Below are 12,305 nucleotides of genomic sequence, written 5' to 3'. Positions count from 1 at the left end.
AATGGTGTCAGCGGGCGTTTCTTCGTCCGGCACGAGACGGTCATAACCGCATCGCACACCACCGACGTCGCGCGCTGCCACCAGCTCTGGGACGCCAGCGCACGGCTTGTCGGTCTACCGTCCGAACTGTGACAACCATCGGGGCTCGGGTACCAGGGCTCGGGTACCAGGGCTCGGGTGCGCGTCATTCATCATGAATCACCGGTTTCGATCTCGTGGCTCGCCCGGCCCGCCAGTTCACGGCCCGGTCAGGGACGGCCACCGTCGAGCAGCGGGGGGCGGCCGGGTACGCGTAGGCCCGGTCGCAGCCACTCCTCATACAGGCGGGACCAGGTTCCGTCGAGCATGATCTCGCGAAGCACGCCGTTGACGAACGCGACGAACTCGTCGTCTCCCGCCGTGTCCCCGGTGATCGGCATGGCGATACCGTAGGGCTCGTCGAGCCGGCCGCCGGCTTCGAGGTCCGCGCCGAAGGCGCTCGGCCCGAGGACCGTCGTGTAGGGGTCCTGGGCGGCCAGTCCGGCGAGGAGGACATCGTCGCCGACGATCGCGTCGACGTCACCGTGCTGGAGCGCGACCAGGCAGTCCGCGAGGCGGGCCCGGGTCACCGGTCGGGGTCCCGGCGCCGGCAGCTGCGCCAGCTTCTCGCTGGACGTGCTCCCCGCCGACGAGCAGACCGGCCGTCCGACGAGATCGGCGATACCGCGGAATCCGGCGTTCTCCCGAACCAGCAACCGCAGGGTCGACTCGTAGTACACGTCGGAGAACCGGACCTGCCGCTTGCGCTCGCAGGTGATGGTCATGGTGGCCACGAGCATGTCGACCATGCCGGAACGGAGCAGGTCCTCCCGCTCGGAGGTGGTGACGGCACGGAACTGGACATGATCGTCGACCCGCTCAGCGCCGAAGATGGCCGCGGCGACCGCGCGGGCTATGCCGACGTCGAACCCCTCCAGTCGCAGGGTACGCCAGTTCATCAACCCGGCCGGGGGCGCGTCGGTGGCGATGCCCACGCGCAGGTAGCCGCGGTCCCGCGCGATCGCGCGCATGCGGCTGCCCACCGGCATCCGGCCGGGGGGAGGCATCGGGGTGAGGGGTGGTTCGCTCGACCGGAGCGGTCTGCCATCTCGGCGACAGGTTCCATCCGGGTTGGCCGATCCCGCCGACGCCTGCGTGGGCTCGGCGTCCGGCACCGGTGATGGCGACATCGGGGCGGCCTCCAGCGGAAGGGGGCTACGGGCGGTGCTGCAGCCCGTACCGCCCACGAGGACCATGCAGCCGACGAGGATCCCCCCGAGCACCGGGCCCACTGCCCCCGTCGGGATGGAAGGGTGCCGGCGGGTGGTCCGCCCGGTCCGGCGCCCGGTCCGGCCGGGCGGGCTCACAGGTACTCCCGGAGCCGGGGCCACATCCCCGCCGCGGCCGCGACGATCGCGGTGAGGACGAGTGCCGGGCCGGCCAGCTCGAGATCGCGCAACGCCGCGGCGGCCCGGCGGACATCTCCTTCGAATCTGCCCCGGGCGGCGTCGATCGCGACGTCGAGCTTGCCGAGGAAGCTGGTGAACGCCGTCGTGCCCGGCCCGAGGGTCCGGGTCACCGCCTGTCCGAACGTGTCGGAGGAACGCGGATCCCCGACGGAGGAGCCGGCGTCTCCCGGTCCTCGCGCGGCCGCGACGACCGAGTCCGGTGACGAGGCCAGCAGAGCCACCACCGAGGCCCGGATACGCAGCCAGGAGCGCAGATCGCTCTCGAGTCCCGCCGGTATCCCGGCTCCCCCGCGCGCGTCGAGGGCGACGACGAGCGAACCACGACGGGTGACCGGTTCGGGCGGTAGGCGGTCACCGGTCACGTCGAAGCCGAGGCCTCGGGTCACCCAGGCGAAGTGCTCGTCGAAACGGGTGCCGTTGCCGAGCGCTGTCAGCGAGAGGTTCTCATCGACCCGTGCCTCCAGAGCCAGGGTCTTCGATCGGGCGAGCAGGATCATCGGTCGATACCCGGAGTCCTGCGCGGTGTCAAGACGGGTCTGCTGGGTCCCGAAGGCGACCGCGGTCCAGGTGACCGTGGCCAGGATGCACCCGGTGCCGAGTAGCAGGCCCGGGTTGACCAGTCGGTTCGTGCGTCGGACCAGAAGCAGCTGGACGCCGACGAGCGCGATGATCGCGAGGGCGGCCGTGCTCACGATCGCCCATTCACCCCGTGAGCCGGTGGCCTGCTGGTAGGCGGTGTCCACCGCGTCGGCGTACCGGGCGACGAGCACCTCGGTCGCCGGAAGGATCTCCGTGCGCATCATCGTCGAGGCGGCCCGCAGGTTGGCCTCGCCGACGGACAGCCCCGCCCGGTTGTTCGCCCGGGCCCGTTCGACCATCCCGTTGTAGACGGGAATGCCGCCAGCAAGCACGTCCAGGGGGCACGACGAGGCGATCCGCCCGGACGACGGCCGAGTCCCCGCGCCGTCGGGTCCGGGTGGCGGCGCCACGGGGTCGGACCAGGGCGGGTCCGCGGCGCACAGGGCCGGGTCGAGCCGGCGCAGGTCCAGGACGTCACGGGCGGCATCGGCGACACTCGCCTCGAACAGCCCACCGTTCTTGATCCGGTCATAGCGCTGCCGCAGCTCGGCGGCGGACTCTCCCCTGCCGACGAGAAGCTCGACGGGCGCGAAGACCTCCGCCGCCGCGGCGGCATCCGCCTGGGAGAGGGCGGCCCGCAGCTCCTGAGCCGTGGCGAGCGCTCGGCCGTGCCGGCTCACCAGGCCGTCGGTCGCGTCCAGCCGATGAGTGACCACTCCGTGCAGCGTCAACCCGAACAGCGCGAGCGCGACCACGAGAAACGCCAGCAGCCCGACGAGCCGGACACCCGCGTCGCATCGCGCCGCGATGCCCAGCACGGCCCGCGCGAGCCGCGTGCCCCACCGCGCTCGCGGGCCGCCCGGGCCACCGGGCTCCCCACCGCCACGGCGACGACGCACGGTCGCTCGGCGACCGGCCGGGGAGGCTCCCCCACTCTGCGTGGGCGGCAGCGACGTTACAGCCGTCACGGCAACTAAGCGTACGCGCTTTACCCCGATCCGATTACTCTAAGCAACGACGAGGGGCTCGTATCGCCGGAACCGGCGGGAACATTCCTCGGCGCGCAGCAGGTCCAGCCAGCGAGCCTGCATAGCCGCCAGGCTGCCCGCCGCACCGATCCGGGCCGGGGTCTCGCAGCTCTCGTGGAACGCCGCGAGTCGGCGCGCGAGGTCACGCAACTGTGGATCAACTCACCCGCCCCGCTCGACCAGCGTCGTCAGTCGGCGCGCGACGGGCAGCCGACGCATGACGACCATATGATCGCGCAGGAGGCCGGCCTCGTCGCGGACGCCCGCGACGGCGAGGTACACGTCCGGCGCCAGCCGCCGGTTGAGGGCCGCCTCGGTCTGGCAGGCGTCTTCCCGTGCCTGTCGCCGTCGCAGGTCCACGGATCCGACCACGACGGGTTTGGGCATCTTCAGGACCCGCAGGGGTCCGGCGGCGGTGCCGTCAACAGTGCCCTGCCGGGACGGACCAGCCGATCCGCCGGATGTCACGCCCGGCTGGTCGTTCGGCCCTTACCGAGTGGGCCGAACGGTCATGCCGAGTATGCGGGCGGCGGCGATCACGACCCGCTGCCCTCCCCGGGCCGGCAGACCCGCCGGGATCAGGCCTCGCGGAGGGACTCCAGGAAGAGCAGGGCCCGCGCGGCGACGCTGCGACGCCCCGGACCCGTCAGCACGTCGTGGCCGCCCGGGACGACCACGAGCTCCGCCCGGGACGCGGTGCGCGTCGTCATCCGGATCAGGGGTAGCGGGCTGACCTCGTCCTGCGCACCGTGGATGAGCAGGATCGGGAGGTCGGGCAGGGCACGCGGCAACGGTTCCTCGATGGCCACCCCCGCGACGGGAACCTGCAGGAGCGGCAGGCCGACCAGGATCACACCGTCGGGACGTACCGCGGGGGAGGCGGCCATCGCCAGCGCCGCGAGGGCCCCTGTGTCGGAACCGAGGAGGACGAACGGGACGCCCGGCACCCGGTTCTCGGCCACCGCGGGCACCCGGCGGCCACCGTCGGGAACGACGGTCACCAGGTAGCCGTCCAGCGCGAGCCGATCGGCGAGAAGGTGGAACGGGCCGGCCTGCTCACCGCGCCCGAGCAGCACCGCGACCACGGCACGCACGTATTCCCCGGATGCCCCTCCGGAGGCGGGAGAGGCTGCCGGGAGCCGACGCGTCGACGGAACCGGGGTCGCGGCCGGGACGGCGGTGGACGCCGGAGAGACGATGGGTGCGATGGGTGTCGCGGCCGGCCTGCCTGCGGTCGGCACGACGGAGTTGCCCCGCTGCGGACCGACGATGGTGCGGGCGCGGGACTGCCTGCCCGCCGCGGACGAGGTGGGCGAGGCCATCCGTGGATCATCGACGGACAACTGAGTGGTCGGCGACGGCATCGGCGCCAGATCTCCTTCGGACGAAACGGATCGTCGCGGCAGACGGGCCGGACGTGCCGCGTGCGCGGCGTCGAGGCGACATCAGTCGTTGATCTCGCCTCGGAGACTCGGGGAGGGCTTGAGGACGCGGAGAGGGCTTGAAAGGCTGGGAGAGGGAAGGTGTCCGGCCCGCCGATGATCGGTCCGACGGCCCGGCGACCGGAGGAACACGCGGCTGCCGCACGTCGCCTGCCGGCGAACGTCAGGAGCTCATCGGGCTGCGGAGGATGCCGGACCGCTGGCCGCCCGCGGCCGGGACGGATCGCTCGGCTCGGGGCCGCCGGCAGATCAGCGACAACGTCGCCAGGACGACGGCGACGGGAGGATCTCGGACTGGCGTCGATCGGGCCGGAGCACGTCCACGAACATGCATACTACCCTGCGTAGCGGGAAGGGAAGCCGTCAAGCCGTTCACGGTGTGTCGTACATCACTCCACGACACGCCGACCCGACGCTGACGTGACGTCGACCGAAAGGTGTTCGGTCGGCCGGACCGGCGGCAAGGTCAGCTGGGAAGCCGGCCGCGAAGCCGGTGACCGGACCTCGTGGCCCCCGCCCCGAAACACCGGAAAACGACGACAAGGGCACCGCCGTAGGCGCTGCCCTTGCCGTGATCCGTACACATTTTTCGCGCACGTTTGATGATCAACTATCTCGGCTCTCCGAGCACGGTCCTGTGCGTCGGGGAACCAGCCCGCACGGTCAGGCCGCCGCCGCGCCCTTGGCCTTCACGAAACGGGCGGCCACGTCGGCCCAGTTGACGACGTTCCACAGGGCCGCCACGTAGTCGACCTTGACGTTCTTGTACTGCAGGTACCAGGCATGCTCCCAGGCGTCGAACACGAGCAGCGGGGTGTTGCCCACGCCGACGTTGCCCTGGTGGTCGTACACCTGCTCGATGAGCAGACGTTGCGCGGTGGCGTCGTAGGCCAGGACGCCCCACCCGGAGCCCTGCACCGTGGTGGTCACCGCGTTCAGTTGCGCCTTGAAGGCGTCGAAGGAACCGAAGTCGGCGGCGATGGCCTCACCGAGCGCACCGTCCGGCTTGTCCCCGCCGTCCGGCGAGAGGTTCTCCCAGTAGATCGAGTGGAGAATATGCCCGGAAAGGTTGAAGGCGAGCGTCTTCTCCAGGCCCACGATGGCACCGAAGTCGCCCTTGTCGCGCGCCTCGGCGATCTTCTCAAGAGTGTCGTTGGCACCCTTGACGTAGGTCGCGTGGTGCTTGTCGTGGTGCAGTTCGACTATCTGCCCGATAATGGACGGTTCCAGAGCACCGTAGTCGTAGTTCAGGTCCGGCAGCGTGTACGTCGCCACTAGCGCACGATCCTTTCCATTCATAAGGAATTCATCCGAGGAGTCCCCGCGTGGAGCTCTCGGAGGTCAGATGGGCGGTGCGGTGGAGCCGGCGGCCACCCGGGGCGGAGGAGGCGGACAGAACCTGGCGATGCTCATCGGCTCTCCCCTCCCCTCTCCCGCGGCACCGCCTCAACGGCACCCTGTGGACGGTCGGCTTCGCTGCTGCGATCCTCCGCGATCCTCCGCGCGATCCCCCCGACTGGACACTATCGCCAGTCGGATGGGTCCTGCATGGCGAGACCCGACACCATGACACTCAAAGGATCGGCCCGCTCACATCGCCAACAACAGTTCGTAACGACGAAGAAACGAAAACGGGATTACTCCGCCATTCATCGCCACCATCCACTACCTTCCGCTACTCCTCATGGATCTGTTGGGCGAGGTAATGGGCCGCACCAAGCTGGGAGATCAGCTCCAGCTGGGCGTCGAGCCAGTCGATGTGCTCCTCCTCGGAGACGAGGATCCGCTCGAGGAGCACGGCCGATCCGACGTCGCCCCGCTCCCGGCAGAGTGCGACCCCCCGGCGCAGCAGGTCAACCGCCTCGAACTCCCCGGACCGGTCCACCTCGAGCTGCTCGGGCACCGTCTCCCCGATACGCAGCGTGTGCAGACGCTGCAAGTTCGGCAGACCGCCGAGATACAGCACCCGCTCGATGAGCTGATCCGCGTGCTTCATCTCGTCGATTGACTCGTGATAATAGTGCTCGGCGATCCGTCGATATCCCCAGTTACGTTGCATACGACTGTGCAGAAAATACTGGTTGACGGTCGTGAGCTCGTTCGTCAGCACGCTGTTCAGAAGTTCGATGATTTCCGCGTCACCACGCGTCACCATATAACCTCCACCTCCCGTCGGGCATCGCCGGCCGGACGTCGTTCGTCATCACACCGAGGGAGTGCCCCGTCCCGCGCCGCTTGATCGACCCGTCGTGGCGCCTCAACCAGCGGCGATGACCTGCGACGGTCCGCGCGAGCCGACGGGCGGAACCTCCAGCGGACAGCACACCACACGGATACGGATTTCGCAGCGAACCTGAACCCGGACCCCTCACATCCGCATGAACGTAAGTGCAGGCAAGTTTTACTGTAGGATAGAAATCCTGCACAGAGGAAGCGTGCGGGCAGCGTGCGACGAACCGTCATAACCATGGCGTCATTCCCCCGCGGCGACTTCGCGCCGACCAGGCGAGCCCCTGCCGGCAGTCGGTTCAGTGCCGGTCGGTGCCGGTCCCGGCGGCCGGCGTCTCACCACATTGGACGACGACGAATCCCCCCCGACCGGAGTACTCGATCTGCGCGAGCTCCCCCGAGCTACGCCCCACGAGGTTGCCTATCTTGAACGAGGAGACCACCCGGGTACGCACGCCCGCCGTCCAGGCGACCGCGGCATCCCGGTCGACGCAGACCGGCTCGTCCGTCGACAACACCAGGGGAGCGCCCAGGCACAGCACGGCGACGCCGCCGCTGCCGGAAACCTCGGTGTTGAAGATCCCACCGGCGATCATGGCTCCGATGCCGCCGGACGTCGTGGTGACCTTGTAGCGGATGCCGGACTCCAGCGCGAGCAGGCTGCGGCCGTTGACCGTCAGGCTGTCGTTGTCGAGCGTGAAGACCGAGATGTGGCTCCCGGACTCGGCGAACCAGACGGTTCCGTGGCCGGCGACCCTCATCAGGTCCTGGCCCTCACCAGTCACCGCCCGCCGCAGGAATCCACCGGCTCCCTGGCCCTTGTAGGCGAAGTCGACGCGGCCGCGATAGGCCACCATGGATCCCTGCTTGGCGTACATCTCGCCGCCGTCGAGGCGTACCCGCAGCATGCGATCGCCCTCTTCCAGGGCGAACGGGGGGCCCGCGGCGGGGCCCCCCGCGAAGGTGGCGAGTGGCTGGCTCATGGCCTCCATTCAACGCCCATCCATACCCGTTCGGGCCACACCGGTAGGAATACCGACGGGAATAAGGCGGGGCGGGGTCAAACGGTCGTAGCGACGTCTCGACATCGGCGTGCTGCTCGCCAACACCTTCACGATCGCCGCCGTCACCGCCGCCGGCCAGCTCATGATGTCCCTGCTCGCCGCCTACGCCTTCGCCGCCTGGGAGTTCCGCGGCAGGACCCTGTTCTACCTGGCGTTCGTGGCCACCTGGCTCATCCCGTTCCAGGTGACGATGATCTCGAACTACCTGGTGCTGTCGAACCTGGGCCTGCTGAACACGCTGGCCGGCGTCATCGTGCCGAACCTGTGCTCGGCGCTCGCGGTACTCATGCTCCGCCAGCACATGCAGGCCTTCCCCCGGGAGCTGCTCGACGCGGCCCGCATCGACGGGCGGGGTTCATGGTCCACATTGTGGACGGTCGTCGTGCCGAACCTGCGCCCGGCGCTGGCGTCGCTGTCGATCCTGCTGTTCATCACCGCCTGGAACGAGTATTTCTGGCCGGCGCTGGCGCTGCAGCGGGCTAACTCCGTCATCCAGCTGGGCATCCGCGGTTTCCTGACCCTCGAGGGCGACAACTGGGGCGCCGTGATGGCCGGGTCCGGCCTTGCCTGCCTGCCCGTCTTCGCCCTCTACCTGGTCCTGCAGCGCCAGGTCGTCGACGCGTTCGTGCGCTCCGGCCTGCGCTGACCGCGCGGCCCCGTTTCCCGGCGGCAGCCTCCTCGCCTCTTGCCTCTTGCCTATCCAAAGGAAGCCGGCCGGCCGGGTGACGGCGATCCAAGGTGGGCCGCGAAAGTGGGCCGCGAGATCGGAGAGCTCCGTCAGACGGACGGGGTGACCATATCGTCGGCGATCCGCTCGATCCTGGCCCGCAACTCGGCCAGGGGGAGCCTCAGGTCGAGCACGTACGTCACGAGCTCGATGGGCGCGGGACCCCCGATCCGGCTCCGGATGACGTCGCCACGACCGCCGGGCTGGCCGTCGGCCCGCTCCGAGCCGGCGTAGACGAGCCGTCCCTGCCGGGCGCCGAGCCGGGCACAGTAGGCGATCATCTGGTGGTACACGTGTGCGCGCGCCCTGTCGGATCGCAAGCCGGTACTTCGCGTCGAGGACAACCGCCGGGATCATCCGCCCGCCCGGGCCCTCCGGCCGGTACAGCACGAGATCGGGGCACATCTCCAGCGTCCGGTCCTCGTCGAGGTGGTGGGTGCGGTCCTGCAGGCGGACCTCACCGCCGCGGTGGGTGAGGACCTCGTCGACGGCGTGGGTCACGAAGTCCTCGAAGACCTCCCACATCTTCACCACGAAGCCGTCCACCCGGAGCGTTTCCCCGTCTTCCCGTTCGAAGGAAGACGAGCGCAAGACCGTCTCGGCGAGCCGGAGCGCCGCATGGTAGGGCGCGTTCACCCGGGTTGGCACCCAGTCCGGCGGCTCGACGGGGCCGTGCGCCGGCTCGGCCACACCGTCCAGGGCGGCGGCGATACGGCGCAGCTCCTGGGCGGTGGCCGGTGCCACCCCGGCCAGGGCGAGCAGCGAGCGGGTGGCTGCGAGCAGCAACCGGTTCTCGGCGGTGTCGACGGTGCGCTCGTCATAGCGCACCTCGAGGGGGAACATCACCCCGGACCGTTGCCGGAGCTGCGCGGACTCGCGCAGCCGGCCGCGAAGGACGGGAAGCGCCGCATCCACCTGCCGATAGCCTCGCGGCACCCCGTGCGCGAGCGCCCGCGAGGCGGTTCGGGCGAACGCCACGGCGACCGCGGGCAGAAGATCCGGTTCCTCCGCCGCCTGGACCTCGTTCTCGAACCACCTGCCGCGATCCTGCGCGTAGCCAAGCAGAAACAGCAGACGGCGGATGGTGACCTTGGGTCGGATGCGAACCTCGAACGCATCCTCGCCCGACCCGAGGCGCACGGTGCCGACCAGGGCGTTGTCCTTGACCTCGCAGGTACCGTCGGCACGCCGTTGCCGCACCTGCGCCACCTCGCTGGCATCGAGCGCATCGGCCTGGCCCGGGCTCAGCTTCCGCCGCTGCCACCCGGCGCCCTCGGTCAGCTCCACCGGTGCAAGCATGGCATCAGCCTGCCGCGGGGCCGGGGATGGTGTTCGCGGGGGCTCCGGCGGCCGGAACCACCGCGGCCGGAACCACCGCGGCCAGGCCGAGGGACTGCCGCAGCGCCGGTAGGCCGTACCGGGCCGCGAGGTCGATGGTCTCGCCGACGTGGTGTTCGGCCAGCAGCGGCAGGATCTGATGTTCCCACACCCGGTCGAGGCCGTCGGCACTCTGGTGGACGCGGTCGCGCATCAGATAGGACGGACGGGCCGATGCGGGCGTCCGGGTCGTCGATGCGGCGGTTCAGCTCGCCGAGCAGGCGGGCCGCCTCGTCGGGCAGGTCGCCTGCCGCAAGCCAGCGGCGCAGCACGGACGCGGTCGGTTCGACGTCCGGATGGAGCCCGACGAAGGTGAACCGCCGGCGCAGCGCCTGGTCGAAGGCGGCGATCGAACGGTCCGCGCTGTTCATCGTGCCGATGATGAACAGGTTCTTCGGTAGTTGGAAGTCGCGCGTGTCCGCGGAGGCGTACTGGGTGGTGACGGCCTCCCCGCGGTATTCCAGCAGAAAGTACAGCTCACCGAAAATCCTGGCCAGGTCACCCCGGTTGATCTCATCGATGATCAGGAAGAACGCCTGGCGGGGATTGAGCTCGGCGGCGGTGGCGAGCCGGCGCAGCGGACCGTCCACGAGCTCGAAGGACATCCGGTTGGTGGTGGCCGCGTCACCGTCGCCGCCCTTCACCTGCACCGGGCGGAAACCCTGGAAGAAGTCCTCGTACATATAGGACGGATGGAACTGGACGAGGGTGACGTTCTCGCGCCGATCGTCGGCGAGATGCCAGGCCAAGCGCCGGGCGAGGTACGTCTTGCCGGTGCCGGGCGGGCCGTAGAAGATAAGCTGCGGCCGGTCCCGCAGAAGCTCGACGCACCTGCGCAACCAGTCCCGGCTGTAAAAGAGGCTGTCCGCGAACTCGTCCGTGACCTCGCGCAGATCGTCCCCGCCGAGGGCCTGCCCGGCGAGGTCGGCGTCGGCGCTCTGGGGGGCGGCCCCCGTCGTCGCGATCGATGCCACCGGCGCGGGCGCGGGCACCAGGGCGTCGAGGTCGGCGACGAAATCGGAAAGATCGACGATACGCGCTTCCGCGTTGCCGAGCAGGGCCGCCACCCGATCGGGTAGATCGAGGTAGTTCACCGGCTCGTCGGCGTTGCGCCAGTGGACCGGCCGTTGCAGGTCCGCGACGCCCCCAACGCTCGCGACGAACACCGGCGGTCCGAGGATCTCCCCGACGTAGTACTCGTCACGGTCGTTCACGACGACGAGGTCGTTCTCCCGCATCCGGCTCAGGAAGGCGTGGTACTCGCTGGTGAGCCGGCCGCGCCGGGCCGAGGTGAGCGAGGCGTGTTCGCGGTCGACCGCCCGGCGCACCTGCTCCCGGTCGACCCCGGGCCGCACCTCCAGCCGGTCACCGGGCAGGGAACAGACCTCGTCGGCCAGCCAGAGATCCCGCGCCAGCGAACGGCCACGCCGGTCCGCGCCGCGCACCAGCCAGGCCCGGCGAGGGATCCGCTCCGGCGCGATGGACTCGACGAGCATGCGGAGGTCGTCGAGCGGCAGCCGCAGCTCGCCGGCAGCCCGCCCCGCCGTCAGGTCGCCGACCTCGACCTCGAACCAGTCCAGCCAGTCGCGATACTCGTCCTCGGTGAAGCGGGCCTCGCGCGGCGGCCGGCCCGCCGGGTCGAGTACGCGCGACCAGCCCTCGGGGCGGGAGCCGCACAGATGGCGGACGAGGCCGTCGACCGTCAGATCGGCCACCGTCGAGAGATCCGTGACGCTGACCCAGGTCTGTTCGGGCAGCACCGCGAGGACGTCGTCCACCAGGCCAAGGCTGCTCCGGTGTTCCCGCCAGTAAGTGTTGTGCTCCGTGACATCACGCCACCACGCGGCCTGGTCCGGGAACGCCCGCAACGCATCCCGGCCGATTCCGGTGGCCTGCCACCGGCGGTTACTCTCACTCAGATAACCGGCCCTGGCCAGGTAGACAGCGCCCCGCAGGACGCGTTTCCTTGCGACGGCGCTCCGCGGGTCGTCACCTGATCCGCGCCGCCATCCGGGATCGGCGCCAGCATCGGACGCACGCATCCGCATCCACAGCTCGTCCGGAGACGCCTCGCCGACCTCCGCCAAGATCCGCATAACCCGGTACAGCAGCCCGCCGATGATCTCTAGCTGATCCGCCATGCACCCGCCCCCGAGACGATCCACCCGCAGAATCTGATCGGGAGCAATTATTCATCAGGTCATCAGACAACGACGAAGCACTCATAGCGAACGAAACTTCCACTACCTAGAGTGATAATTCTGGTGAGCCAGCCAGGCCGTCCGGAGAGGTATCGAGCCGTCCGTTTCCCGCTGTCGCCGTCCACACGCCTCGCGCACCGAACGCCCGTCGCCCCCGGCGGGCCTGCCGGC

11 protein-coding genes and 2 pseudogenes are annotated in these 12,305 nt (G+C 69.9%); 2 read left to right on the top strand and 11 right to left on the bottom strand.

What is annotated here, in order from left to right:
- Positions 1-248 precede the first annotated feature (248 nt).
- From AC08ON_RS10465 to AC08ON_RS10445, 5 genes are all read right to left on the bottom strand, one after another.
- A complete protein-coding gene (locus AC08ON_RS10465) occupies positions 249-1,049 on the bottom strand; it encodes a glutamate ABC transporter substrate-binding protein (RefSeq protein ID WP_476607351.1) in 801 nt (266 codons plus the stop codon).
- A gap of 332 nt (positions 1,050-1,381) precedes the next feature.
- Positions 1,382-3,034, bottom strand: a complete 1,653-nt coding sequence (locus AC08ON_RS10460; RefSeq protein ID WP_476607352.1) for a hypothetical protein — start codon at positions 3,032-3,034, stop codon at positions 1,382-1,384.
- Between the two features lie 39 nt (positions 3,035-3,073).
- Positions 3,074-3,244 (bottom strand): hypothetical protein, encoded by a 171-nt coding sequence (locus tag AC08ON_RS10455; protein WP_476607353.1) that lies wholly within the window; start codon positions 3,242-3,244, stop codon positions 3,074-3,076.
- A 12-nt stretch (positions 3,245-3,256) separates the two neighbouring features.
- Positions 3,257-3,562, bottom strand: coding sequence for a hypothetical protein (locus tag AC08ON_RS10450; RefSeq protein ID WP_476607354.1), 306 nt, complete (start codon positions 3,560-3,562; stop codon positions 3,257-3,259).
- A 110-nt stretch (positions 3,563-3,672) separates the two neighbouring features.
- The gene (locus AC08ON_RS10445) at positions 3,673-4,188 is read right to left on the bottom strand and encodes an alpha/beta hydrolase (protein ID WP_476609989.1); all 516 of its coding nucleotides are present in this window, start codon (positions 4,186-4,188) and stop codon (positions 3,673-3,675) included.
- Positions 4,189-4,291: 103 nt separating this feature from the next.
- Here AC08ON_RS10445 and AC08ON_RS10440 point away from each other — a divergent pair, with 103 nt between their 5' ends.
- A complete protein-coding gene (locus AC08ON_RS10440; protein ID WP_476607356.1) occupies positions 4,292-4,441 on the top strand; it encodes a hypothetical protein in 150 nt (49 codons plus the stop codon).
- A gap of 758 nt (positions 4,442-5,199) precedes the next feature.
- Here AC08ON_RS10440 and AC08ON_RS10435 read toward each other — a convergent pair.
- The 3 genes from AC08ON_RS10435 to AC08ON_RS10425 form a co-directional block, all read right to left on the bottom strand.
- Complete coding sequence (locus AC08ON_RS10435) at positions 5,200-5,811, bottom strand: superoxide dismutase (RefSeq protein ID WP_011437204.1); 612 nt, start codon at positions 5,809-5,811, stop codon at positions 5,200-5,202.
- Between the two features lie 400 nt (positions 5,812-6,211).
- Positions 6,212-6,691 (bottom strand): bacterioferritin, encoded by a 480-nt coding sequence (bfr, locus tag AC08ON_RS10430; RefSeq protein WP_011437205.1) that lies wholly within the window; start codon positions 6,689-6,691, stop codon positions 6,212-6,214.
- A 373-nt stretch (positions 6,692-7,064) separates the two neighbouring features.
- Positions 7,065-7,757 carry an AIM24 family protein gene (locus AC08ON_RS10425; RefSeq protein ID WP_476607357.1) on the bottom strand — a complete coding sequence of 231 codons (693 nt, stop codon included), beginning with the start codon at positions 7,755-7,757 and terminating at the stop codon, positions 7,065-7,067.
- An 88-nt stretch (positions 7,758-7,845) separates the two neighbouring features.
- On the opposite strand from AC08ON_RS10425, the pseudogene AC08ON_RS10420 reads away from it, so the two are divergent.
- Positions 7,846-8,475 (top strand): annotated as a pseudogene (locus AC08ON_RS10420) (carbohydrate ABC transporter permease); the annotation flags it as partial.
- A 131-nt stretch (positions 8,476-8,606) separates the two neighbouring features.
- Here the strand turns inward: AC08ON_RS10420 and AC08ON_RS10415 are convergent.
- The 3 genes and pseudogenes from AC08ON_RS10415 to AC08ON_RS10405 form a co-directional block, all read right to left on the bottom strand.
- Complete coding sequence (locus tag AC08ON_RS10415) at positions 8,607-8,837, bottom strand: hypothetical protein (RefSeq protein WP_198537833.1); 231 nt, start codon at positions 8,835-8,837, stop codon at positions 8,607-8,609.
- Positions 8,838-8,883: 46 nt separating this feature from the next.
- Positions 8,884-9,855: pseudogene (locus AC08ON_RS10410) on the bottom strand (McrC family protein); the annotation flags it as partial.
- Positions 9,834-12,074: an McrB family protein gene (locus AC08ON_RS10405; RefSeq protein WP_476607358.1), complete on the bottom strand. Its 2,241-nt coding sequence runs from the start codon at positions 12,072-12,074 to the stop codon at positions 9,834-9,836. The pseudogene AC08ON_RS10410 and the gene AC08ON_RS10405, both read right to left, overlap by 22 nt.
- Positions 12,075-12,305 lie beyond the last annotated feature (231 nt).

The organism is Frankia sp. CoWAU3 (genome assembly GCF_977971855.1).
The sequence above is the reverse complement of the archived record's forward strand: the minus strand, read 5'-3'. Positions and strand labels throughout refer to the sequence as shown.

Excerpts from the sequence above, each read along its gene's own strand:
- AC08ON_RS10465 (WP_476607351.1), bottom strand. The coding sequence starts at position 1,049 with ATGCGCGCGATCGCGCGGGACCGCGGCTACCTGCGCGTGGGCATCGCC.
- AC08ON_RS10425 (WP_476607357.1), bottom strand. The coding sequence starts at position 7,757 with ATGGAGGCCATGAGCCAGCCACTCGCCACCTTCGCGGGGGGCCCCGCC.
- AC08ON_RS10405 (WP_476607358.1), bottom strand. The coding sequence starts at position 12,074 with ATGGCGGATCAGCTAGAGATCATCGGCGGGCTGCTGTACCGGGTTATG.
- AC08ON_RS10440 (WP_476607356.1), top strand. The coding sequence starts at position 4,292 with ATGGGTGCGATGGGTGTCGCGGCCGGCCTGCCTGCGGTCGGCACGACG.
- AC08ON_RS10415 (WP_198537833.1), bottom strand. The coding sequence starts at position 8,837 with ATGATCGCCTACTGTGCCCGGCTCGGCGCCCGGCAGGGACGGCTCGTC.
- bfr (WP_011437205.1), bottom strand. The coding sequence starts at position 6,691 with ATGGTGACGCGTGGTGACGCGGAAATCATCGAACTTCTGAACAGCGTG.